This window comes from Sporolactobacillus sp. CQH2019, from assembly GCF_028765345.1.
Taxonomy (GTDB): domain Bacteria; phylum Bacillota; class Bacilli; order Bacillales; family Sporolactobacillaceae; genus Sporolactobacillus.
The window spans coordinates 183693-206653 of record NZ_JARAJZ010000008.1 but is presented as its reverse complement, the minus strand read 5'-3'; the positions used below and the strand labels follow the sequence as shown (position 1 = coordinate 206653).

Here is a 22961-nt window from a genome sequence, read left to right as displayed (position 1 = left end):
CCCTTTTCAAGAAATTTATTTTAGGATAATATATTAAAGAGCCCGGTCATTTTAAATTTCTTCAGAATTTTATTGTCTTTTAAGGATCAAACAATTGTCAGAGGAGATTTGCCATGACGTCCCATTTCAATAATTTTTCCCGATTTTTCGACCGGTTGGCGGAAAAGTGGGCAGAAAGCTCCATGATCCGGACAATCCTTTCAGTAGAAAATAGAATCTGGAATTCATTTCTGATTTTCCTTTCCGTATTATTCATTGGTTTTTTTTTCGCGATTGGCACCGTTTCCGGATACTTTGCCGAATTGGTCCGCAATCAGCCGGTTCCCGATTTCAAAACTCTGAGCCGGGACATCAACGACTACTCGGAAAGCAGCGTTGGCTATTTCGCGGGAAATATTCCGATCGGCAAAATGAACAGCGATCTGATCCGTACCAAAACGGCACTTAAAGATGTATCCCCCAATCTGGTTCACGCCGTGATTGCGACAGAGGATGAACTTTTCTATCAGCATCATGGGGTTGTACCGAAAGCCGTCATCCGGGCAAGTTTCGAACAATTGCTGAATGAACCCCAGGTGACGGGCGGAAGTTCGATTACTCAGCAGCTTGTAAAAAATCAAATTCTGACCAGCGAAGTTTCTTTTGCCCGAAAAGCCAAGGAAATTCTTCTGGCGCTGCGTGTTGAAAAATTTTTTTCAAAAGATCAGATTCTTGAAGACTATCTGAATATTGCTACTTTCGGCCGGGACCGTTCGGGCAGCAACATTGCGGGAGCTGAAGCAGCAGCGGAAGGTATTTTCGGCGTGGCCGCCGACAAACTGGATATTGCGCAGGCCGCCTTTATCGCAGGCCTGCCGCAGGACCCTTTTGTCTATACGCCCTTTACCAAACAGGGCGATGTCAAGACAGATATCACTGCAGGCGTCGGCCGGGCGCATGAGGTGCTGCAGCGCATGTACGATACGGGTTATATCAGTAAAAGCCAGCTGGACGCAGCTCTGAACTATGATTACCGCAGCCATTTTGCGAAACCGCAGAAGTCGGCAGCCGTTGATTACCCTTATCTGATGAAGGAAGCGGCCGACCGGTCGCAGACGATTCTGGCTAAGCTTGCGGCGCAGCAGGAAAGCTACGACGGCGATACGCTTTACAATGATTACATGGCCTATCAAAAGGTCGAATATGAATACAGCAGAAAACTCTATGGAAGCAAATCTGCCGAAGAGATCGCCAAGCTGCACGGAACAAACCTGGGCACGCTGACCGGGCATTATAAAATCTTCAACGGACTGCTGCAGACGGCTGCCCACAGGCTGGCAACAGGCGGTTACAAAATTTACACAACGATCAATAAACCGATCTACGACAGCATGCAGCATGTCGCGCAAAATTACACGGGTTACAGCCCCGACAAAATCGTTACGGTCGGCAGCAGCCGGACCGGAAAAAGCGGATCAGTGAAAGATCCGATGCAGGTCGGCTCCATCCTGATTGAAAACCGAACGGGGAGAATCATCAGTTTCGTGGGCGGACGCAGCTTTCAGCAATCCGAGTACAATTATGCAACGAATGTGCCCCGGCAGAACGGATCGACGATGAAACCGCTGCTTGTCTACGCGCCGGCCATGGAGCTCGGGCTGATCCAGCCGGGATCGATCCTTCCCGATCTGCCTTATAAGCGGACGATTAACGGGCAGGTCTATCAGCCGACGGATTACGGATCAACCGCGACCCATCAGATTTATCATGGATTTGAGACCGCCAGAGCGGCGCTTGCGCAATCGGACAACGTTCCGGCCGTCAGTGTCTTTACGCGGTTAAACAGCGTTACAGGCCGGGCGCCCGACTATCTGAAAAAAATGGGGATTACGACATTGGCCGGTTCGGACGGCTACAATATATCCGCAGCCCTCGGAGGGATCGCCCGCGGAATCACCGTCGAGGAAAATACGAATGCCTTTACAACTTTTGCGAACGGCGGGCAGTTTGTTGATGCCTACATGATTGACAAAATCGTCGACGGCAGCGGCCATGTTATCTATCGGCACGAATCGGCGCCCGTCCGTGTTTTCTCGCCGCAGACAAGCTACCTGATGGTGGATATGATGCGGGACGTTCTGAAATACGGAACCGGCGCCAGGCTCCCCGGATCGCTGCAATTCTCGGCGGACTGGGCAGGGAAAACCGGAACATCCCAGGACTGGCGAGACTCATGGCTTGTCGCCTCCAATCCGAACGTGACACTCGGCGTCTGGAACGGCTATGCGCATAATGAACCGATGAACCCGCTCACTTATTCCACACAGACGCGGCAGCTGTGGGCCGGTTTCGCAAACGGCGCCTATCAGATCGATCCGCAGCTCATGGACCCGGCCAAGCGCTTCGAACAGCCGCCGGGCATCGTCCGTCATACTTTCTGCGGGATCACGGACGAACAGGCCACGCCGATGTGCCAGGCAGCCGGTTTCGTAAAAACGGACCTGATGAATGTAAAATACCTGCCCAATCGGACGATTGAAGCGCTGGAACCGGCCTTCACTTCCCCGTCCGGCAAGGGAAACAGCCCCAGTCATACACAGCCCGGCCAGATCAGCGGCTTCAGAATTAAACCGGACTTTTTAAGCACCTATTTCCCATTCACGGATCTACAGTCCGCAGATCCCGCCCTGCTTGGGAAAATACAGAAATAAGGCTTCAAAAGAGGCCCATCGGCGGCACCTGCATATCTGAACCGTCCATTTCGACTATAGGGGCAGGACGTATCATCCGATGGCAGGCTCCCGCTACAGTGGAAATCTTTCACCGATGCCGGCCTCACTCCTTGTCATCATTTTCCGGGAATCCGGGGCGAAAGAACGCGCCGGATTCTGATCGATTGATGTTTATAATATGAAATGAAAGAGAGCGCCTCATCACCGGCTATTCACCTGATGAGACGCCCTCTATTTTATTCTCTTAAATCTGTGACAAATTTATTTCGTCGAATTGCGGAAATCGATATGATGCGGCAGGACGACCGTGGAGCTCTCCACTTTTTCGTTATTCATTATTTTCGTCAGCAGTCGCATGGCCACCGCTCCGATGTCGTATGTAGGTTCTGCGATGCTGGATAATGTCGGGCGGACCATCTGAACAAGGCGCGTATTCTCGCTACTGATCACTTCAATGTCGTCCGGCACTTCTTTGCCCTCATCCTGAATTTCATGAATGGAGCCGATCGCCATTTCGTCGGAGTCTACAAAAATGGCCGTCGGTTTCACCTCCTGCTTCAAGAACTGCTCCGTCGCTTCCTTGCCGGATTCATAGGTGTAATCGCCTACAGACAGCAACGTTTCATTAAAGGGGATGCCGTGCTCCGCCAGCGCCCGCTTGTAGCCGTTCAGTTTGTATTTTCCATTGATCGGCACGTCAATCGGTCCGTTAATAAAGCCGATCTCCCTGTGCCCGGATTCAATCAGATGCGACACAGCTTCAAAAACAGCCTGTTCATAATCAATATTCACCGACGGGATCTGATTTCCTTCGTCGACCGTCGCCGCAAGGACAACCGGGGCTGAGGAATGTTTAAACTCCTCAATGTGCTCTGCCGCGATTTTTCCTCCCATAAAAACAATGCCGTCCACCTGTTTGCCAAGCAGTGTTTGAATCAGGCGAATTTCCTTGTCCTTATTTTGATCAGAATTGCAGAGAATGATGTTGTATTTGTACATCGTTGCAATATCTTCAATACCGCGGGCAAGTTCGGAAAAGAAGACACTCGAAATATCAGGAATAATCACACCGACTGTGGTTGTCTTTTTGCTCGCCAGGCCACGGGCGACGGCATTCGGACGGTATCCCAGTCTTTTGATTGCTTCAGACACCTTTTTCCGCGTCGTCGGTTTAACGTTCGGATTCCCATTCACGACCCTTGAAACCGTCGCCATCGAAACTCCCGCTTCTCTTGCCACATCATAAATTGTTGCGCTCATTGCCCTCGTCCTCCTCGATTTTCCACCGTTTACCTCCATTCAATCCGAATTTCGGTCCGCACTCTAGAACGTTTTCATTTTTCGGCACTCGAAAATTGCCCCAACACTATAAATTGACGCCTTTCATTTATAGTATCAGAACGGCATCGGCAATGCTATGCTTTTCTGCCGTAAAAAGACCCTTCCGGCAGAATGATAAGCGCTCTGCCGGCAAAATCAAGTCGTTATACGTAATCCCTCGGAATCGGGATCATCCGGCCGTTCTCTTCACTTCCGGTTCTTCCGTCCCGTGAAAACGGCCGCTTCAAGTTGACGGATTTATTTTTTGCGAGCTTCAAAAATTCGGAACCCTTTCCTTTCAGAGAAATGGTTTCCTTCCCGATGCTCCGCACCGCTTCTTTCCCGGAAGGAGATGCAATGAAGAACATGACCGCAGCACCAAGAATACTGCCGAGAAAGACACCGGATAAAAAAGAGCGTCCCTTTCCCGATTGTCTGGCCGAAACACTCACCGGGCATCCCTCCTTATTCGTTTTTTTTAGAATGCTTCCAGCGTTGGATTAAATCGATGGCTGCCTTGCCCCACTGAACCGCCTGGGCAACTTTGCCCGCATTTTCTTCTCCGCTGCTTTCGATGCTTGATGTCACTTTCTGAACGGAAGTATTGATATTGTTCAACGATTCGCCGAAACCGTGAATGGCATCAAAAACGCTGTTGAGATTCGCTGATTTTTTCTGGACATCCGTTGCCAGTAAATTCGTCCGATGCAGCAGTTCCGTTGTCTCCTCATTCAGCCCTTTCATCTGATTCTGAACATCCTCCAAAGTCGACGCGACATCATCCATTGTTTTCTGGGCGGAACGAAGAGTCTGTGAAAGAAAATAAACAAGCACCGCAAAAGCAACTGCGATTACGGCAACAGCTAAATATAAAATAATGATCACCGTATGTCCTCCTTTTAATCGATTCGCTATTAGTTTGATAAATAAACACGTTTCTATACCTCGAATAAGGCCGACGACCGGTGCATTTCCATCTCACCGGCGTTTCATGTTTCATTTTATCATGTAAAAATGTCGAAAAAAAGCAGGAGGACTGCAGAATCGCATTATAAATTCAAAATTCTCATGTACTCGCTCTGATATTTTTGAATATCTCCGGCGCCCATGAAAAGGAGAACGCTGTGACCGTACTGCTTCAAATCTTCGATATTGCTGTTATGCAGAATGTGCGACCCGGGAATCCGGTCCTGCAGATCGTGGATGGAAAGCTTGCCGCTCTTTTCACGGGCAGAACCGAAAATATCACAGAGATAGACTTCGTCCGCCGTTCCCAGCGCTTCGGAAAATTCATCCATAAACGTCATGGTTCGCGAATACGTATGCGGCTGGAAAACAGCAACAATCTTTCTGTCCTGATACTTCTCCCGCGCGGCTTCTATCGTTACGCGGATTTCGGTCGGATGGTGGGCATAATCGTCAATCATCACCTGATCCGTGTCCGAAAGAACGGTTTCCGAAAATCTCCGCTTGACGCCGTGAAACGAAGCCAGCCGTTCCGTGACAAGCTGAATCGGCACATTCATATAATTACAGAAAGAGATCACGGCCAGCGCATTCAGGACGTTATGGTTCCCGTAACCGCGGATCTTAAAGTGCCCGTAAAAATCGTTGCGTATATAGACATCGAACGACGTGCCGCTATCGTCGGACTGAAAGTCAACGTTCCGTGCCTGAAAATCATTTTCTTCATTGAAGCCGTAATAAATGATCGGCACATTTGACTGGATCATCTGCAGTTTCTCATTATCCCCGCAGGCGAAAATCGCTTTTTTAACTTTCAGGGCAAGTTCCTGAAAAGCACTGACAACGTCATCAAGATCCTTGTAGTAATCGGAATGATCGAATTCGATATTTGTAATAATGCAGTAATCCGGTTCGGAATGCAGAAAATGGCGCTTATATTCGCACGATTCCCAAATGAAATATTTGCTGTTCTCGTTCCCCGATCCTGTTCCGTCTCCGATCAAATAAGAAACCGGAGCGAATTTTTCAAAGACATAAGACAGCAGTCCGGTCGTGGATGTTTTTCCATGCGTCCCCGTGACGGCAATGCTTGTGTACTTTTTGGCAAGATCGCCGAGAAAATCATAGTAACGATACACAGGGATACCTATTTCCCGTGCTTTAGCAATCTCTTCATGCTGATCCGGAAAAGCATTCCCGGCGATAACAACCTCGTCGGATGCAATATTATCCTTAGTGAACGGCAGAATTTTGATGTGTTTATCTTCCAGCGCTTTCTGAGTAAAAAAACGCTTCTCATAGTCGGAACCCTGAACTTCGTGATGCAGGCCCTGCATAATCTGCGCCAGGGCACTCATCCCGGTACCTTTGATTCCGACAAAGTGGTATTTCGTCATACAACGACCTCCATAACATGCTTCGTGCTTGACCCAACTGACGATACCAATAGTATACTCATTCTTACTTCAATAAGTGTTTTTGCCTTGATTAAAGCAGTCATGATGATCGTCCGGCCATAACGTATTTCGCTATCCCGTGCCCGTTTCCTATTTTTCCCGTCAAATACCTGCGGCATGCACCGCCCGCGAACGTCCGCACCGGCCCTGGAGCGCCCGGATGCCGCTGTCAGTGAAACCGGCCTTATTTTTCGTTCCTGCCGAATCATTTCATCCTTTCGGAAAACAAAACAGTCAACAGAAACCGCCCTTCGCGTTTTCGGAAAACCGAAGACGCAGCCGGTCAGTCTGTCAGACATGAAAAACCTGTTTCATAAAAGTTAAGAAAAAATTCTCGACACCTATTTTAACCTTTATCGACGAGGTTGTAAAAGCAAATTTTACTAATACGATTTATCGCCCGAAATTTGCTCCTCAAATTTTTTTTTGGATATCAGCACCTGACGCGGCTTGCTCCCGTTCGCACCTGAAACGACATTGCGGCTTTCAAGCTGATCGACAAGGCGTGCGGCGCGGTTATAGCCGATACGGAAGTGGCGCTGGATGCTTGAGACGGATGCCTGTCCCTGCTCGACGACAAATGCGGCCGCATTATTAAAAAGATCGTCTTCCCGGCCGTCCGCTTCGGAATCCGCATCGGCAAAAGACTCCGCATCAAACAAGTATTCCGCTGCCGGCCGATGTCCAAAGGCATCCGTGACACGCCTGATTTCCTCGTCGGAAACGAAACATCCCTGCAGCCGCCGGATCGTCCGGGCACCGTTCTCGGCAAAAAGCATATCTCCTCTTCCGAGCAGCCGTTCCGCGCCCCCGCAATCCAGAATTGTCCGCGAGTCGGCCTGGGAAGCAACACTGAACGCGATTCGGGTCGGAATATTTGATTTGATTAAACCCGTAATCACGTCCACCGAAGGACGCTGCGTCGCGAGCAGGAGATGAATGCCCGCCGCCCGCGCCTTCTGGGCAATTCGGCAGACGGATTCCTCTACATCCTGCGGCGAGGCCATCATCAGATCCGCCAGTTCGTCGATCACGATCACGATATAAGGAAGCTTTCCGCTTTGATCCTCGCCGGCCGGCCGGCTGCCGTTATAGCCGGCAATATCCCTGACTCCGGTTTTTGCGAACAGCCTGTACCTTTTTTCCATTTCTTCAACGGCCCACTTCAGCGCAAGCGCTGCTTCCTTCGGCTCGGTAATAACCGGAGCAGCCAGATGAGGAATTTTCTGATAAGGAGCCAGCTCAACCACCTTCGGATCGATCAGAAGAAAACGCAGGGCATCCGGAGACGTTTTATAAATCAGGCTTAATATTAAAGAATGAATGCAGACGCTCTTTCCGGAACCGGTTGCGCCGGCAATCAGTCCATGGGGCATTTTTGAAAGATCCGTCACGATGCAGTTTCCCGAGACGTCCTGCCCGAGCGCTGCTGTAAGCGGGGCTTTGCTTTTCAGAAAAGCATCCGAGTTCATAATCTGTTTTAACAGCACCGGCTTGCGCCGGTCATTCGGAATTTCAATACCCACCGCGCTGCGCCCCGGCACCGGAGCAATTCTGATCTGCTTAACGGCAAGGCTCAGTTTGATGTCTTCCGCCAGGCCGAGCACCTTGTTTATCTTTACGCCCGGATGCAGATGGATATCGACCCGCGTCACGCTCGGTCCGCGGACATGGCCCAGTATATCCGCCTCAACCCGAAAATTCGACAGCGTCTCAGCCAATATTCTTTCTTTTCCGGCAATCCATTCCTCACTCTCTTCTCCGGATTCCTGAGGATCATCGAGAAGATCGAGCGGGAGCTGCAGGCCGGACTCGCCCGCTTGATTCCCTTGTCTCTCTCCATTTTCCACAGGCCTGCGATGAGTATGATGATCGGATTGGAACATCAGTACGTTGAAGGGGACTTTCGACTGATGGTGGGGACGGTGCGGCGATCTCGGCAGGCTGCTGTTTACCGGCATTGTCCGTGGCGGTACGGCCGTCTCCCGGGTCGCCGCCGCAGCTTCCGGCAGCCCCGAACTTACGGAGACCGGCGCTGCGGCAGCCGGCAGGCCGTGCGGAACCGACCCATCCGCTTCCGGAACAGGCCGGAGCGTCTCCCCGGGTTTCCCCGGAGCAACCGTATGAGCGCGCGCGGACAGATAATCGGACGGTTCGTCCGGATGTTCGTCCCTCTTTTTTCCGTTCCTGTCTTCAGACACAGCGGATGTATCCGCCCGGCGGTGAAGCGCGGGCTCCTCAATGACTTTCCTGTCAATGACAGGCGGAGTCTTCAGTGAAGGAAGCGGGATGCGCTGATGCATCGCCTCATTTTTCTTTTTTTCCGCAATCTGTCTTTTTTCCTGTTCTTCTTTCGAAGTATCCAGATAGAAATCTTCATCCGCTTTTTTCCCATAAAAACTTGCGGGCGGCTTTTTATAACCGAATACCGGAGAAGGGACTTTGGTCAGGCGGAAAGGGGCTTTCTTCTCTTTCGCATTCCCGTTTTCCTGTCTTGCTGTTCCGGCAGAGACGGATCTGTCCGCCCGGTTTTTATCCAGCACTCCCGGAACATCTGAATCACGGCGCAGCGGCTCGTGCCCGTCTTCAGCCGGAGCTTTCTTATATCCTTCCGGATAGCGCGAAGCCATCTTGACTTCAATATGACGATGCGAGTCTTCGAACCGTCCCACAGAGTGCGGTTCCCGGCCATCCCCCGCATACGCCCGGTCATGTCCGTTGCCGCTGTCCTCCTCTTCCCCGTCATCCAGGCTAAAAAGACGGTGCCACCATTTTTCTGCCATTTCAGATTCACCTCTTTACTCTTGCAGGCTTCAGTGCCGCGGAATGTCGGTCAGCGAGGCAGCAGTTGATAAAAATCCTGTCCTACCGCCGTCGCCGGATCAAGGGTCAGGATGCCCCGCTTCTGCGGCGCACCCGGCAGCCCGAGCTCACGTGCCGAACAGATCATCCCATCCGAGGCAATCCCTCTTAGAACCGAAGGCCGGATCACCATTCCGTCCGGCATCAGCGCGCCGACCTTCGCAACGACAACCTTCTGACCCTCTTCGATGTTCGGGGCGCCGCAGACGATCTGCAGCTGCTCCGGCCCGACATCAACCTTGCAGACGTGCATGTGATCGGAGTCCGGATGCTTTTCCGACTTGAGCACATACCCGGTTACAATGAACGGCCGATCATTATTTATGATCCGCTCCGAAAATCCATATGATAAAAGTTTTTCATTCAGACGGCTGATAAAATCTTGATTCGCTTTGATCAGCCCCTCTTTATGATCCAATGGAAGATACGTCGATGCATTGAAAAAATTGTAGCCGAGAACTTCTCCGGTTTCGGCCTCAAAAATTTCCGATACATCGCCTCTTCGCTCAAACTTTCGCAGACCGCCCTCTTTCAGATAGGTAATCAGAATATCACCGATGCCTTCCCGATTATAATAAAAAATCATGTGCTTCTCCCTTTCGTAAATATTAACGATCGGTCGTTCGACCGTCTATGCGGCGTTTGCCGGCAAGAATAAAAATCGGTTCAAGTTCTCCTTTGTCGTAAATAAAAGGAAGAATCGTGATCGGTACTTTTCCCGATGCGAAAAACTTCATTGTCATTTGCGCAAGGATATCATATCCCTCGGGATTAACAATGTCTCCGAAAATAAGCACGTCCTGATGCGGAACGGCAACCGTCAGCTCTCCGCGGGCCTTGGTTTTCATACGCTCCAAAAGGCGGCTGTTCAATATCCTGCTTGCGTCGTACCCGTCATTGTAATTAATAAAATAGAAAGCATTGTTTCGGACCACATCTTTTTTGGGTCTGGCCGGAAGCGACCTTAGATTAAAATCCGCCGCCTCGACGATCTGCTGCTCATCCATTCCTTCCTGCTGCAGCAGCCGGCGGTCCAGCAATCGGTACGAACTCCCCAGATCAACCGCATAGAATATGCTCGTCTCCGCAGTATGTTTCCGGAAAACAAGACTCCGTCCGTCGGATGTCGTCAGCGGAAACGAAGCCGAACGGATGACCGGAAAGATCTGCTTTTCTTTTCCCTTGAGGCTCAGGGAACGCCCCATATCGCGGAGAGCGCGGTCCGCATAGTACACGCTCTCCTCAACGGCACGGGCGCCTTCCCGCGAGCTGCGTTCCAGAATATCCGCCAGAGACAGGGTAACGCCCTTCCCGCTGTCAGTATTAACGACTCTGATTTTGCCCGATTTATGATCGTAACGGATCCGGCGTCCTTCCGATGCCAGCTTTTCCGTAAGGATCTTTTTTAATTCCTGCTGATTCATTGGCGAACAGCCTTCCCTTCGCTCCGAATAACATCATTTTATCATAGACTGGCCCCCAAAGTGCAGGGGAGAGTAAATGATTGAAAAACTTGGCTTAGCCGGGCCTTCAGCCCTTCGCCGCGGGGACGGGACAGCCTCATGCCGAACAGGCCGCAGGACGCGGCGCATCTGTCCGTCCGCTTATCTTATCCCTATCATCCTTAAAAATTTTCTTATAGTATTTAAAAAATCCGTCCTGAAGACTGCCGGCCGGCCCGGTCTGCAAGGACGGATTTTTATTTTTCAGCCGAATACGTTCGGAAGAAGCGCCATTACCTCTTTTTCCGGTGTTCGCTCAACCCTTTAAGCAGTTCTAAAATATGAAAAAACATATCGCTCCTTGTGACCCGGTTTTCTGTCAGGATGCCGATCGTTCCCCCGTGTTTTCTCACGTTCTTCTGATGGACGTACTCATCGGCGACATCCCCGAGCTCCCGTCCCCGGCGGACGCCTTCGGCAAGGATCTCCGGAAGCCTGATCCGTGCGCCGCCCGCCGTAATGATCCTGCCGGAGCGATCGGCCATAGCTCCCCAGTTGCAAAGAAACATTTCTCCGTCCAGCAGGCTGACCCCGCCCTCCAGTCCGATTCCCACAGAAACTTCGCTGTCTTTTTCGAGAACCGCCCTGGCCCGGTTCATGGCTCCCTGCCGCGTTTCAAGATCGGACATCGGCATCGCGGAAACGCGCGACGGCACCTCAAAGCTTCTGATTTCGGCGTCTGCCCCTTCAATCGAAACCAGGCGGGTAACGGCCTCAATCTTTGCCGGGTTTTTTGTTCCGACGCCAATAATTTCCATAGATAAGCTACCTCTTTCTGATACATTATTTTTTTATAAATAACTCTATTCGTCCGAGCAGGCACTGCCGGGCGACAAAGCCTTTTTATAATCAGGATCGGATTTTTCCACTGCCTCAGCTTTTCTTGGTTTATCGGATGATTCCGCCTATAATGGTAAATGATAGCCATTGCTTGAGAAAAAGTGCCTCAGCCAAGAAATAGAAATCGGAGGGATTATCATGAAATCCGGTCTTTATGCCGTCATCCTGACCGCAGGAATTGCAGGTTTCAGCGCAGGAGTAGCGGTTGAAAAGTTTAAAAACGGCGGTCATCGTTTACTAAGCTCGGAAAAAGTGCTTCATTTAGTCAGAAAAGCGGCAAAGGAAAGCCTTTCGGTTGACGGAGCATGGATTTATCTTTCTCCCCAGACACTGACAAGAGATGCGCTCACCAGTCGGGTCTACAGAGGCGGCCTGACCGTGGCGGAGGAGAAAACGGTCGGCCATTATGACTTCCTTGCCGACGCGCATACAGGAACCCTGCTTGAACTCAAGAAGCAAAATTAATCGAGAAGCAAAAGCCCTGTGTCCGGAAAACACAGGGCTTTTCAATCGTCGCAAACGGCTTCAAAACGATAAATGGGTTGGCCTTTTGCAGAAAATTTATCCTCATATTCCGTCGTCACATTATCGGTAAACTGCGATCGATGCAAATCGAGGCTTATATTCTGCAGTGTAAAACCGTATTTCGAAAAACTCTCCAGCGAATATTCGAAAAAGCCCTGATTATCTGTCTTAAAGTAAACCGTTCCTTGATTTTTCAATACATATTCATATTGTGCCAGGAAAGTCTGATAAGTCAGCCTTCTCTTCTCATGCCGTTTTTTCGGCCACGGATCGCAAAAATTCAAATAAATAGAGTCCACTTCATCCTCCGCAAATAATTCCGTCAGTCTGCGCGCGTCCGCATTGATCAACCGTACATTTTCTACTTCGGCATCCAGACATTTCTGAAGAGCAGACACAATAATACTCTCATGCAGCTCGATGCCGATAAAGTTCTCGTCCGGGTACTTCTGGGCCATGCCCACGATAAACTGGCCCTTGCCCGTGCCGATTTCGACGTTAAGGGGCGCTTCGCGGCGGAAGATATCATACCACTCGCCGCTGTAATCTTTCGGCGAACGAATCACAATATCCGAATGCCGGTCCAGTTTCCCCTTTGCCCATGGCTTATGACGTACCCTCATGTAAAGCTCTCCTTATACTCAACGATTTTGTCAAATAACCCGGTCCGGCGTTCCTGAAAAAGCGCCGGCCTCCGCTCCTTTAGAAACACAGGCTGAAGAAACCGGCTAACAGGTTATATTCGCCGCATACTCATTCAGCCAGAGCAAATCTTTTTCAAAAAGAATAATTTTCTTCACCTCCGCATGTTCCTGATGCCAGAACATAAATCGAAGCGTCGTGGCAATCATGTGCCATACGAGCCGCAGATGGAGAGAGTCATCCAGGTCCCAGCCGTAAAGATTCAGCCAGTCTTCCCATTTGTCTTCTTCGACATACCAGTAAAGCAGCATCGACAGGTCCACGGCCGGATCCGCAATAACCGCCTGATCCCAGTCGACCAGGTAAAGAGACTTTCCGTCGTTATCCAGAAGCCAGTTGTTATGGTTGACATCGGAATGGCAGACCGCTTTCTGTGCATGCTCCGCCTGTCCGGCCGTCTTTTGTAAAAAAAGGATGGCCTCACGCACCGCTTTCGTCTGCCTGCCTTTCTCAGCCCGGTCAACAAGCTGCTTCAGCATCTGATCTGTCGAAACCGGTTTTTTCCCCAGCCTTTTCAGCATAAACAAAAGCGGATCGGACGTGTGTATTTTTTTTAAGAGCCCGGCCACCCGTTTTGATGACATTTCTCCTGGCTTCAGCACTCTGCCGTTCATCCACTGCTGGGCCGTCAGCACATCCCCGTTGCCCATCCGCCGGGCCCACAAAAGCTTCGGAACGATTCCCTCGGCTGAAAGCACGGCGAGGAACGGTGACGAATTGCGTTTGATAAACAGTTTATTGTTCCCGGACTCGGCCATATAAGCCTCCCCGGTCATTCCACCCGCAGACGAAATAACCCATTCCTCGCTGTCAAAAAATCTCATCAAGACAGGTCACCTTTGCCTTTCAAAATCCGATCAATAAAAATGGACCATCGCATAAAAATATACCACTTTCTCTATGATTGAACAATCTCCAGATGCTTCCTTTCCGAAAAAGCACACACGCCGCATTCTCTGCCTAAATTCCGGCGTCCTGAAACCGCATTTCCGCATCCGTCTCGCTGTGAGCCAGCAGCGTTTCGGCCGCTGTGATCTGTTCCTTTTTCAGCATCAGAGAATGCGCGGAAAGCTCTTCATACCAATCTCTCTTGCTGCGCAGATCAATACAACGAATATCCGGTTTTCTATGCACAAATTCGATATAACTTTCCGGAGCGAAGACGGCTCCCGCTGTCTTCATTTTGATCCCCAGATTGCTCATCAATGAGGACACGACGCTTTCCGTTCTGACCAGAGAGATCAGCGGATTAAGCCGTTCCCGTACCGACCCTGTCAGGATCTCCCGCCATTTACGGGCCGACACCTCCTGGAAAACGCTGCCTTCTTCCCCGATCAGGGGTTTAATGCACCAGATCGTATCATTGGTAATGAGCAGCGAATCAAGCTGGACAGCCGCTGATTTTGAAAGCAGCACCGGACAATACAGCACGAATGAAACATCGTTAACCGCCCGCAGAATTTTCTTCAGCCAGTTCTGGCCGTGCACTTCATTCGGGCACGGAGAATGTTTGTCCGCCGTTCTCGTTGCCCAGTCCAGCTGTTCTTCAAACAGCCATTCATAAAATAGCCTCTCCGGATCCGCAGGAAGCGTCGTATCTTTTGCACCTGAGAGGCTCCGATCCGTGTCCTGAAGTCCTCTTTCCTCCTTCCATTCGGCAAGTCTCCTGCTTTTAAGCCAGACAAAGCGGCCGGCATATCCGGGCAGATCGATCTGATAGCGTGAAACGCACTGCCTGATTTTTATCAGCTGAGCCATACTCCTCTCATCCACCCCTTCTTCCCCTCTTATTGTAGTACAAAACAGGCGGCGGAGGGTCCCGTTATCACCCTCCGAAAAGAAAATGTTTGAGCGGAAGATAGCGGGGAAGCCTGCCCGGCCGAACCGTGTACAGGATCATGCCGTCCGCCTTCCATGACAAGCCGCGCCACGGCGAATCTCCGGCCGTTATAGCGGCAGCCGTTCCGGACGACCACTTTTTAGCCACGGTAATATGAGGCTTAAACGGCCGGCGCTCCAGAGACAGGCCCTGGCGGGACAGCCTGTCCGCCGCACGCGCTCTGAGCCGGAAAAGCTCTGCAGACGGTTCCAGATCCGCATAGATCACACGCGGGTGCCGTTGATCCCCGAATCCGGTCATGTCGGAAAGCGTCAGGCACAACGGGGCCGTCTCCCGCGCAAGCAGCTCCATCGAATGACTGATCGGTCCCAGTTTTTCTGAAGCGAGAGCGCCAAAGAAAAACAGAGTAATATGGCAGTCGCGGGAATCCGTCCAATAACGATACGTACATGTCCGGCGCAGCCGATCCGCATCTGCTGCCAGCAGCCGGCCGATCGTGTCAGGGACGGGTATGGCAAGAAAATAGTGTTCAGGCATTGTCATCCATCCCTTCTCTTCTGATCATATCGCCTGGCAGTGCCCTTCTGCAACTTTTTACAGCTGCCAAACTTTTTTTACGTAAATTAAATCTTTTTACTCGGAAATATAAAAAAACAGGTCGACCTTCGTTCGCCGCATCCTGTATAATGAGGAAGGAAAATGAGGTGAATACTGTGAATACGCCGCAACGGAAACGGCGACAGTGTTACAAGGACCTGTTCGAAGCGGGAAGGCAGGAAGGCAGGGGGAGACGAAAGGTTTTCTTCTTCGCGAAAATTCTGCTCTTCCTTCGAACATCTCTTTAAAGAAGGAATTGTGAAAGAGAGATGCATATTATGATGAAAATTGTGAATTTAGTAAGCGATCTTGTCGGAAATACGCCGATGGTCCGGCTCAACAGGCTGCCCGACCCCAACGGCGCGTCAATCTACGCCAAACTGGAATACTTCAACCCGACCAAGAGTGTAAAAGACCGAGCCGCCCTGAATATGATTCTGAGCGCCGAGCGGGAAGGAAAATTAAAAAAGGGAGCCACCATTATCGAACCGACATCGGGCAATATGGGAATCGGACTAGCGATGAACGCGGTGGCCCGCGGTTATAAGGCCGTCATCGTCATGCCGGATACCATGACGCCGGAGCGGATCAACCTGCTGAAAGCATTCGGAGCCCAGATTGTCCTGACTCCCGGCAAAGACAAAATGCCCGGTGCGATCAAAAAAGCCGAAGAACTTGCTCAAACCGTACCGAACAGCTTTATGCCGATGCAGTTCGATAATCCGGCCAATCCGGAAGCTCACAGCAAGACAACCGCCCCTGAAATTATCCGCGACGTTGAAGCACTCGGAATGCCGCTGAAAGCATTCGTGGGAACAGCCGGAACGGGCGGAACCGTTACGGGGACAGGCAGAACATTAAAAGAGAAATTTCCGGACGTAACGGTCCATATCTGCGAACCGGCCGGATCGCCTGTCTATTCCGGAGGCAAACCCGGCCGTCATAAAATCGTCGGGACCAGCCCGGGCTTTATTCCGAAAACTCTCGATCTCTCTCTGATCGATGAAATTATCCAGGTAACGGATGAGGATGCTTATGAAATCACCCGCCGGCTGGCACGGGAGGAAGGCATTCTCTGCGGACCGTCGTCCGGCGCCTCCGTCTATGTCGCTCTTCAGGTCGCCAAACGGTTCAAACCGAGTGATCTCGTCGTCTGTATGATCAATGACACGGGTGAACGCTACCTTTCGGGGGATATCTTTTCCCGTTGAATAGCTGAATACTGAATAAGGGACAAGGCTGATCAGCAGCAGTTTCCGATGAAAGCCATCGGGAACTGCTGCTTTTTTCTGAAAACGCTGTCTGAACAGCTCTCAAAAATTAAATCTAATTCACGAAAAAGTCTAATAAAGCATTTGACATTTATTAAAAAAGAGTTATATTAAAAATGTCAAGAGGGGACCCTTTGAAAAGTGTTTTCCTTCACTCAGAACTGTTTTGCACCTATCCGGAAAACTCTTCCGTATTTTCAGAAGGTTGAGTATTTCCTGTCAGTAAGAGACGTATCTTTTTATTGATAAAAAAATAGGGAGTGGTTTCTTGAGTCCTTCAACTGATCGAATGCTAAATCGCGTTAGGTCTGTTTATTTATTTATTCGCAAGCAGGGAACCGTCACGACGAAAGAGCTGGTTGAAGAATTTGACATGACACAGAGAACTATGCAGAGAGACTTGAATATTTTAACCTATAATAATTTGGTCAGGAGTCCGAGAAGAGGCCACTGGACAGTGACAAATAAAAAAGTAAGAGTTTCCTGAACTGCTTCCGGCGGTTCTTTTTTTGTTGGCGCGCACGGCCGCGATAGGCACTTTTCCCCCGCTTCCCCTTTCCGCACCGTTATCGGGAATCACCTCTCTCCGTTTCTTTTTCAGCAAAAATTCTTCCGCCTTGTCCCCGGATTCACGAACGGCTTACAAAAGACGGGCAGCGCTCATTCATGTATAATAATTTCAGAAACAAATTGCAGCGCGCTGTCAAGGGAGAGTAGAGTTGATGAAAAAAAAGATCGGCCTTTTGGCAACAGCAAGAAAGAAAGCACACGGCCCCGCCCCGGTCACCGATTTCTATAAAAGTCCGCTATTCATTAAATCACTTCGTTACGCGAGGCAGACTTACGATCGTTTTTACTTTTACAATGCCAGGGACGGCCTGCTGCTCCCCGATAAAATCATGGAACCTTACGATATCTCGATCCGGACCTTCCCCCAATACCAGAAAGTCGCCTGGGGCAAACGGGTCATCGCCATGCTGAACGATCTTGAAAATCTGAAATCGGTCTCTCTTTACCTGCATGGGGGCAGGATTTACCGCAATTACCTTGAACCGGAGCTCAACCGGCTCGGCATTGATTTTATCGTCCCTCTTGAGGGGATGAGCATCGGAAAACAGCTTCGCTGGTACGATGAACACACGCTTCTGCCGGAAGATTAGAAAACCCGGCTTTATTCAAATCTCCGACGCAGACGAAGGTACCGTTGCGGGGACCGGAACGGCCTCATGCCGGACAAGCCGCGCGACACGGTGCTTCTGTTCGGCTGCCCATCCTTCTCAAAAATTTTTCTTCCTCCTATCTATAATAATATAAAGGAAACATGCCCCGATTTATTTTTCCGCGGACAGCCCCTTATCGGCTTTCTGTGTCATAGACTGTTTATTAAGTCAGGCAAAAAACCAATGACCAGGGAGGCTTTCACTCATGACTTACAACGATGGCAACGGATCCCTGTCCGCAGGCGCTCCTTTTTTCTATGATTCTGCTTCGTCCGGAGACGTTCCGAAGCCGCACGACAGGTTTTATTTCCCGTCCCGGCCGCTGTCTGCCGAACAGCAGGCCGGCGGCCCCGCGGAAACTCCTTTTCCTTACCCTTACACAAGTGAAACGGCCGCATCTTTTACGGAAAACAGCTTTGAGTGGTACGATCCGATGACAAGCGGAGGAAGCAGAATGCCCGACCAGCCGGTTCAGACAGGCGGAGGCAGCCGGCTTGAGCGCAGGCTGATTTCTCTCGAGAGAAGGCAGGATCGGCTTGAACGCGAGCTCGAGCGGATGGACAGACGAGTGCGCCTGCTGGAAAGAAGGATCGGGCTTCCGATTCCGCCCGGCGGAATACCCAGATAAAATACGTTCCGGTGCCCGAAAGAAATTGCCGATTCAATGCAAAGAGGATCCGGGAAGCACGGCCTACCGGATCCTCTTTGTTTTATTTAGAGGCAGGATCGGGCGGGATTTGCCTATGACTTTTCTCAGCAGTCCCGTCCATTTTGCCAGTGCAAGATAGATGAGAGAGCCGACAACAATGCTTACAAACAGCACAAATGCCGCAGAGCCCCTGCTCGCCGGTGACCCTCCGCCAAAAAGCTTGAAAATCAGAGAAATACTCAGCAGCATGATGACGGTGTAGGCCATGATATGCGCCAGCTGCCGGGCAATCATCGAAAAACGGTAGCCGGTTGCCCGTCTGATCGAAACGATGTTGATGGCAATCGACAAAGTATAACCGATATCGGTGGCAATGATCGGACCGATCATGCCGAACAGCAGCATACAAACCGGATTAAGAAGCAGCTTTACAATAACGCCGGCGACGAGGCTGATCAGCGTCGTACGCTGATGATTGATTCCCTGAAGGATGGAGGCTGTGACTTCGAAAAGAGAAAAAAACAGCGCGCTCGGCGCATACCAGCGCAGGATGCGGCCGCCGATCTCCAGGCCGGGGGACGTGATATCAATCAGCAATCCGTGAACGGTGTAGCCGAGAATCGAAAGGCCGGCAACGGCGGGAACCGTCAGAAACAAAACAAGCTGCAGCGCCTGTGTAATTTTCTGATTGACATCTTCCAGATCGTGCCGGGCATAGGAAACGATCATGGCCGGGACGACGCTGGCCGCCAGCGACGTCGCCAGCGTGTCCGGAATCATCACGAACTTTTGATCATTCATCGTCAGATCAGGAACGATGATTTTCAGCATACTTGCGCTGTAGCGGAGATAATGAAAGACCATTGCCTGATCAATCGCCTGATAAAGCTGCAGGGCAATGCCGACGGCAACGAAAGGAACAGCATAGGCTGTCAGTTCTTTATACATCGACAGGAGAGAGACACGGGTTCTCCGCTTTCTGATCACACCATTTTTCTGTGCATCAGGCCGCCTGACGACCCAATAACGCATCACAACATAAAGGCCGGCAACAGCGCCGACGAACGCGGCAAAAGTGGCCAGGGCGGCGGCCGTCACGGCCGAGCCGTGCAGGACATCCATCACAATGAATGCGCTGATCAGTATAAACGCTACCCGGACAATTTGCTCGGCAACCTGTGAGGCCGCCGTCGGCCCCATGGATTCAAAACCCTGAAAATAGCCGCGCAGCAGGCTCATCACCGGAACGATAATAATTGCGATACTGACGACACGCATAACCAGCACGACATTGCTGACATCCGCTTTGCCGACGCCGTACAAATCGGCGATCCACGGAGAGCCGAGAAAGAGAAAAAGGAATCCGAGAATGCCTGTCACCGACATCAGCAAAATGCCGGATCTGAACAGGCGCCTTCCTGTCTCATAATCGCCGAGCGCATTGTATTTCGAGACAAATTTCGCCACGGCAAGCGGCAGTCCCATCGTCGAGATGCTCAAAATAATTGCGTAAGGCGTGTAAGCAAACTGATAAAGAAAAGTACCTTCGTAACCGGTCATTGCCTGGTAGGGAATAAAGAAGAGAATACCCAGAAATTTAGAAATGAAGGCGGCGACGGCAAGAATCATCGTCCCCCTGATTATTTTTGAAGTGGCCATTACATTCGCTCCCGGAGCCGTATACTCGGGCCTGTCCGCCCGCGGTCCTTTTGTATTTTACCACATTAATTTTCTTTTCGATAAAAAAGATAAGTCATTTTTTAAAAGATTTTACCGCTATGCGGCTATTCTTAAAAGACAAAGACAGATAAAGGAAGCCGGGCTTTACCGCGGATTGTTTTCTTCCGCCGCCCGAACTGCAGCCAAAAAAAAACACCGCGCCACTGATGACGCAGCGAACAAACGGATTGTCACCTTTGTCTTATATCTTTTCGGATCCTTCCTTCCGGCTCTGTACATCATTACCGGACAACAATATTAACGAGCTTATTGGGAACGGCAACAACTTTCTTTACCGTTTTCCCTTCCAGGCGGCGGATGATCGCCGCTTCACGCATCGCTTTTTCTTCAAGCGCCTCTTTTGAAGTTCCTTTATCAACGGTCAGTCTGGCGCGGATTTTCCCGTTAATCTGCACAATGATCTCAATTTGTTTTTCGGCAAGTTTGCGGACATCGTATTTCGGCCACAGCGATTTTTCAACGGATTGATCATGGCCGAGCAGCGACCAGATTTCTTCGCCTATGTGCGGTGCAACCGGAGAAAGCATCTGGACAAAGCCCTCGGCCATCGTTTGCGGAATCTGCTCCTGTTTGTAAGCTTCATTAATAAAAGTCATGAGCTGGGCAATGGCCGTGTTGAAATGCATGGATTCATAGTCTTCGGTCACTTTCTTAACCGTTTGATGATAAATCTTCTCAAATCCGGCATCGGGAACGGCTGTTTCAGATACTGTTTCCGAAAGCCTGCCGTTTGTACCGACAAACAGCCGCCAGATCCGGTCAAGGAACCGGCGCGAGCCGTCGATTCCTTTTTCCGACCAGGCAACCGCCGCGTCGATCGGCCCCATGAACATTTCGTAGAGACGAAGCGTATCCGCGCCGTGGGAAGCCACAATCTCGTCCGGATTGACAACATTTCCCTTGGATTTACTCATCTTTTCATGATTGCTTCCGAGAATCATCCCTTGATTAACCAGCTTTTGGAAAGGTTCCTTCGTCGGCACGATACCGAGATCATACAGGGCCTTGTGCCAGAAGCGGGCATACAGAAGGTGCAGTACCGCATGCTCCGCGCCGCCGACATAAAGATCGACCGGCATCCATTTTTTCAGCTTCTCCGGATCGGCCAGCTGCTTTTTATTGCGCGGATCTACATACCGGAGGAAATACCAGCTGCTGCCGGCCCACTGCGGCATCGTATTGGTTTCCCGGCGCCCTCTCATACCGGTTTCCGGATCAATGACATTGACCCAGTCCGTCTCATTGGCGAGCGGCGATTCACCCGTTCCCGAAGGTTTGATATTTTTCGCTTTCGGCAGCCGGAGCGGCAGTTCCTCCTCAGGCACCGGCTTCATCGATCCGTCCTCCATATGGATAATCGGAAGCGGTTCGCCCCAATAGCGCTGGCGGCTGAACAGCCAGTCGCGCAGCCGGTAGGTCACTTTGCGTTTCCCGGCGCGGCGATTCTCCAGCCAGTCGATCATTTTCGCAATGGCTTCTTTTTTGCCCAGTCCATCCAGAAAATCCGAGTTCACGTGCGGGCCGTCGCCGGTAAAGGCGCCCTTCGACAGATCGCCGCCGGCAACCACTTCAATAATCGGAAGGCTGAATTTCCGTGCAAATTCATAGTCGCGTTCGTCATGCCCCGGAACGGCCATGATGGCACCGGATCCATAAGTGATCAGCACATAATCGGCGATCCATATAGGGACCTTCCGGCCGTTTACCGGGTTGACGGCATAGGCGCCGGTAAAAGCGCCGGTTTTCGTCTTCGCCAGATCCGTCCGTTCCAGATCGCTTTTGGCAGCCACTTCATCGCGGTAGGCATTAACAGCGCTCCGCTGCTCTGCCGTCACAATTTCATCAACCAGTCCATGCTCCGGCGCAAGCACCATGTATGTCGCACCGAACAGCGTGTCCGGCCGCGTTGTAAAGACCGTCACCGATTTCCCGGGGTGGCCGTCAACCGGAAAAACGACTTCGGCGCCTTCGGAGCGTCCGATCCAGTTGCGCTGCATTTCCTTAATACTCTCCGGCCAGTCCAGATCATTGAGATCATTCAGCAGCCGGTCGGCATAGGCCGTAATCCTCAGCATCCACTGTTTCATCGGTTTGCGGACAACCGGAAAACCGCCGCGCTCGCTCTTGCCGTCAATCACCTCTTCATTCGCCAGCACGGTTCCGAGCGCCGGGCACCAGTTGACCGGTACTTCTGCCATATAGGCCAGGCCCTTCTTATAAAGCTGGAGAAAAATCCACTGCGTCCATCTGTAATAATCCGGATCCGTTGTATTGATTTCCCGGTCCCAGTCGTACGAGAAACCGAGCGATTTGATCTGGCGCTTGAAGGTCTGTATATTTTGTGCGGTAAACTGTGCAGGATCATGTCCCGTATCCAGCGCATACTGTTCTGCCGGAAGTCCGAACGCATCCCATCCTATCGGATGAAGGACTTCAAATCCCTGCATCCGTTTCATCCGTGCAAGAATATCCGTTGCCGTATAGCCCTCCGGGTGCCCGACATGAAGGCCCTTCCCGGAAGGATAGGGGAACATGTCCAGAACATAATATTTTGGTTTATCCGAGTCATCATTTGTTTTGAAAGTATGATGATCCTCCCAATATTTTTGCCATTTCGCTTCGATTTTCCGATGATCGAAAGCAAGTGCCACGGCGAATTCCTCCCTTTTTGAACGCTTTTCTTTGTTTAAAATATAAAACCCCCCGTCCTTAACTTCATGTCAGGGACGAGAGGTTGATGACTATATGATTCCATTCCC

21 protein-coding genes and 1 other annotated feature (1 of these 22 only partly in view) are annotated in these 22961 nt (G+C 50.9%); of the genes, 6 read left to right on the top strand and 15 right to left on the bottom strand.

What is annotated here, in order from left to right; translation table 11 throughout:
• The first annotated feature begins 182 nt into the window (after nucleotides 1–182).
• Nucleotides 183–2690 carry a transglycosylase domain-containing protein gene (locus tag OYT88_RS13185; protein WP_274400646.1) on the top strand — a complete coding sequence of 836 codons (2508 nt, stop codon included), beginning with the start codon at nucleotides 183–185 and terminating at the stop codon, nucleotides 2688–2690.
• A 282-nt stretch (nucleotides 2691–2972) separates the two neighbouring features.
• On the opposite strand, the gene ccpA is transcribed toward OYT88_RS13185, so the two are convergent.
• The 9 genes from ccpA to OYT88_RS13140 all read right to left on the bottom strand — a co-directional run bounded on the left by ccpA (nucleotide 2973) and on the right by OYT88_RS13140 (nucleotide 11576).
• Nucleotides 2973–3971, bottom strand: coding sequence for a catabolite control protein A (ccpA, locus tag OYT88_RS13180; RefSeq protein ID WP_274400644.1), 999 nt, complete (start codon nucleotides 3969–3971; stop codon nucleotides 2973–2975).
• Nucleotides 3972–4195: 224 nt separating this feature from the next.
• Entirely contained in the window at nucleotides 4196–4483 is a 288-nt protein-coding gene (locus tag OYT88_RS13175) for a hypothetical protein (protein WP_274400643.1), read from the bottom strand.
• Between the two features lie 13 nt (nucleotides 4484–4496).
• The gene (locus OYT88_RS13170) at nucleotides 4497–4916 is read right to left on the bottom strand and encodes a DUF948 domain-containing protein (RefSeq protein ID WP_274400642.1); all 420 of its coding nucleotides are present in this window, start codon (nucleotides 4914–4916) and stop codon (nucleotides 4497–4499) included.
• 164 nt (nucleotides 4917–5080) lie between these two features.
• Nucleotides 5081–6394 carry a UDP-N-acetylmuramate--L-alanine ligase gene (gene murC / locus OYT88_RS13165; RefSeq protein ID WP_274400641.1) on the bottom strand — a complete coding sequence of 438 codons (1314 nt, stop codon included), beginning with the start codon at nucleotides 6392–6394 and terminating at the stop codon, nucleotides 5081–5083.
• On the bottom strand, nucleotides 6391–6753 hold the full coding sequence (locus tag OYT88_RS13160; protein ID WP_274400640.1) for a hypothetical protein: 363 nt from the start codon (nucleotides 6751–6753) through the stop codon (nucleotides 6391–6393). Before OYT88_RS13160 ends, murC begins: the two co-directional genes overlap by 4 nt.
• 84 nt (nucleotides 6754–6837) lie before the next feature.
• Nucleotides 6838–9237: a DNA translocase FtsK gene (locus OYT88_RS13155; RefSeq protein WP_274400638.1), complete on the bottom strand. Its 2400-nt coding sequence runs from the start codon at nucleotides 9235–9237 to the stop codon at nucleotides 6838–6840.
• 50 nt (nucleotides 9238–9287) lie between these two features.
• Nucleotides 9288–9902 (bottom strand): YtpR family tRNA-binding protein, encoded by a 615-nt coding sequence (gene ytpR / locus OYT88_RS13150; RefSeq protein ID WP_274400636.1) that lies wholly within the window; start codon nucleotides 9900–9902, stop codon nucleotides 9288–9290.
• A 22-nt stretch (nucleotides 9903–9924) separates the two neighbouring features.
• A complete protein-coding gene (locus tag OYT88_RS13145; protein ID WP_274400635.1) occupies nucleotides 9925–10740 on the bottom strand; it encodes a DUF1444 family protein in 816 nt (271 codons plus the stop codon).
• Nucleotides 10741–11051: 311 nt separating this feature from the next.
• The gene (locus tag OYT88_RS13140; protein WP_274400634.1) at nucleotides 11052–11576 is read right to left on the bottom strand and encodes a DUF84 family protein; all 525 of its coding nucleotides are present in this window, start codon (nucleotides 11574–11576) and stop codon (nucleotides 11052–11054) included.
• Between the two features lie 220 nt (nucleotides 11577–11796).
• Here OYT88_RS13140 and OYT88_RS13135 point away from each other — a divergent pair, with 220 nt between their 5' ends.
• Nucleotides 11797–12123: a hypothetical protein gene (locus OYT88_RS13135; RefSeq protein ID WP_274400632.1), complete on the top strand. Its 327-nt coding sequence runs from the start codon at nucleotides 11797–11799 to the stop codon at nucleotides 12121–12123.
• Between the two features lie 41 nt (nucleotides 12124–12164).
• Here OYT88_RS13135 and trmB read toward each other — a convergent pair whose 3' ends face one another.
• The 4 genes from trmB to thpR all read right to left on the bottom strand — a co-directional run bounded on the left by trmB (nucleotide 12165) and on the right by thpR (nucleotide 15268).
• Nucleotides 12165–12806: a tRNA (guanosine(46)-N7)-methyltransferase TrmB gene (trmB, locus tag OYT88_RS13130; RefSeq protein WP_274400630.1), complete on the bottom strand. Its 642-nt coding sequence runs from the start codon at nucleotides 12804–12806 to the stop codon at nucleotides 12165–12167.
• Nucleotides 12807–12911: 105 nt separating this feature from the next.
• Nucleotides 12912–13709, bottom strand: coding sequence for a phosphotransferase family protein (locus tag OYT88_RS13125; RefSeq protein ID WP_274400628.1), 798 nt, complete (start codon nucleotides 13707–13709; stop codon nucleotides 12912–12914).
• 136 nt (nucleotides 13710–13845) lie between these two features.
• A complete protein-coding gene (locus OYT88_RS13120; protein WP_274400627.1) occupies nucleotides 13846–14658 on the bottom strand; it encodes a hypothetical protein in 813 nt (270 codons plus the stop codon).
• A gap of 52 nt (nucleotides 14659–14710) precedes the next feature.
• Nucleotides 14711–15268: an RNA 2',3'-cyclic phosphodiesterase gene (gene thpR / locus OYT88_RS13115; RefSeq protein WP_274400625.1), complete on the bottom strand. Its 558-nt coding sequence runs from the start codon at nucleotides 15266–15268 to the stop codon at nucleotides 14711–14713.
• Between the two features lie 332 nt (nucleotides 15269–15600).
• Between thpR and cysK the strand changes: the two genes are divergently transcribed.
• The 4 genes from cysK (at nucleotide 15601) to OYT88_RS13095 (ending at nucleotide 18441) form a co-directional block, all read left to right on the top strand.
• Nucleotides 15601–16533 (top strand): cysteine synthase A, encoded by a 933-nt coding sequence (cysK, locus tag OYT88_RS13110; RefSeq protein WP_274400624.1) that lies wholly within the window; start codon nucleotides 15601–15603, stop codon nucleotides 16531–16533.
• A gap of 328 nt (nucleotides 16534–16861) precedes the next feature.
• Complete coding sequence (locus OYT88_RS13105; protein WP_274400623.1) at nucleotides 16862–17080, top strand: DeoR family transcriptional regulator; 219 nt, start codon at nucleotides 16862–16864, stop codon at nucleotides 17078–17080.
• Nucleotides 17081–17315: 235 nt separating this feature from the next.
• Nucleotides 17316–17753: a DUF6884 domain-containing protein gene (locus OYT88_RS13100; RefSeq protein ID WP_274400621.1), complete on the top strand. Its 438-nt coding sequence runs from the start codon at nucleotides 17316–17318 to the stop codon at nucleotides 17751–17753.
• Between the two features lie 265 nt (nucleotides 17754–18018).
• A complete protein-coding gene (locus OYT88_RS13095; protein WP_274400619.1) occupies nucleotides 18019–18441 on the top strand; it encodes a hypothetical protein in 423 nt (140 codons plus the stop codon).
• A 63-nt stretch (nucleotides 18442–18504) separates the two neighbouring features.
• Here the strand turns inward: OYT88_RS13095 and OYT88_RS13090 are convergent, their stop codons facing one another.
• Both OYT88_RS13090 and leuS read right to left on the bottom strand, forming a co-directional pair.
• Entirely contained in the window at nucleotides 18505–20121 is a 1617-nt protein-coding gene (locus OYT88_RS13090) for a putative polysaccharide biosynthesis protein (protein ID WP_274400617.1), read from the bottom strand.
• A gap of 302 nt (nucleotides 20122–20423) precedes the next feature.
• The gene (leuS, locus tag OYT88_RS13085) at nucleotides 20424–22853 is read right to left on the bottom strand and encodes a leucine--tRNA ligase (RefSeq protein WP_274400616.1); all 2430 of its coding nucleotides are present in this window, start codon (nucleotides 22851–22853) and stop codon (nucleotides 20424–20426) included.
• 68 nt (nucleotides 22854–22921) lie between these two features.
• Nucleotides 22922–22961, bottom strand: a binding site (T-box leader) (it continues 209 nt past the right edge of the window).

Coding starts and splice junctions, on each gene's coding strand:
- OYT88_RS13185 (WP_274400646.1), top strand. CDS start 183: ATGATCCGGACAATCCTTTCAGTAGAAAATAGAATCTGGAATTCATTT.
- ccpA (WP_274400644.1), bottom strand. CDS start 3,971: ATGAGCGCAACAATTTATGATGTGGCAAGAGAAGCGGGAGTTTCGATG.
- murC (WP_274400641.1), bottom strand. CDS start 6,394: ATGACGAAATACCACTTTGTCGGAATCAAAGGTACCGGGATGAGTGCC.
- OYT88_RS13160 (WP_274400640.1), bottom strand. CDS start 6,753: ATGTCTGACAGACTGACCGGCTGCGTCTTCGGTTTTCCGAAAACGCGA.
- OYT88_RS13155 (WP_274400638.1), bottom strand. CDS start 9,237: ATGGCAGAAAAATGGTGGCACCGTCTTTTTAGCCTGGATGACGGGGAA.
- ytpR (WP_274400636.1), bottom strand. CDS start 9,902: ATGATTTTTTATTATAATCGGGAAGGCATCGGTGATATTCTGATTACC.
- OYT88_RS13145 (WP_274400635.1), bottom strand. CDS start 10,740: ATGAATCAGCAGGAATTAAAAAAGATCCTTACGGAAAAGCTGGCATCG.
- OYT88_RS13140 (WP_274400634.1), bottom strand. CDS start 11,576: ATGGAAATTATTGGCGTCGGAACAAAAAACCCGGCAAAGATTGAGGCC.
- OYT88_RS13135 (WP_274400632.1), top strand. CDS start 11,797: ATGAAATCCGGTCTTTATGCCGTCATCCTGACCGCAGGAATTGCAGGT.
- trmB (WP_274400630.1), bottom strand. CDS start 12,806: ATGAGGGTACGTCATAAGCCATGGGCAAAGGGGAAACTGGACCGGCAT.
- OYT88_RS13125 (WP_274400628.1), bottom strand. CDS start 13,709: ATGAGATTTTTTGACAGCGAGGAATGGGTTATTTCGTCTGCGGGTGGA.
- thpR (WP_274400625.1), bottom strand. CDS start 15,268: ATGACAATGCCTGAACACTATTTTCTTGCCATACCCGTCCCTGACACG.
- cysK (WP_274400624.1), top strand. CDS start 15,601: ATGATGAAAATTGTGAATTTAGTAAGCGATCTTGTCGGAAATACGCCG.
- OYT88_RS13100 (WP_274400621.1), top strand. CDS start 17,316: ATGAAAAAAAAGATCGGCCTTTTGGCAACAGCAAGAAAGAAAGCACAC.
- OYT88_RS13095 (WP_274400619.1), top strand. CDS start 18,019: ATGACTTACAACGATGGCAACGGATCCCTGTCCGCAGGCGCTCCTTTT.
- OYT88_RS13090 (WP_274400617.1), bottom strand. CDS start 20,121: ATGGCCACTTCAAAAATAATCAGGGGGACGATGATTCTTGCCGTCGCC.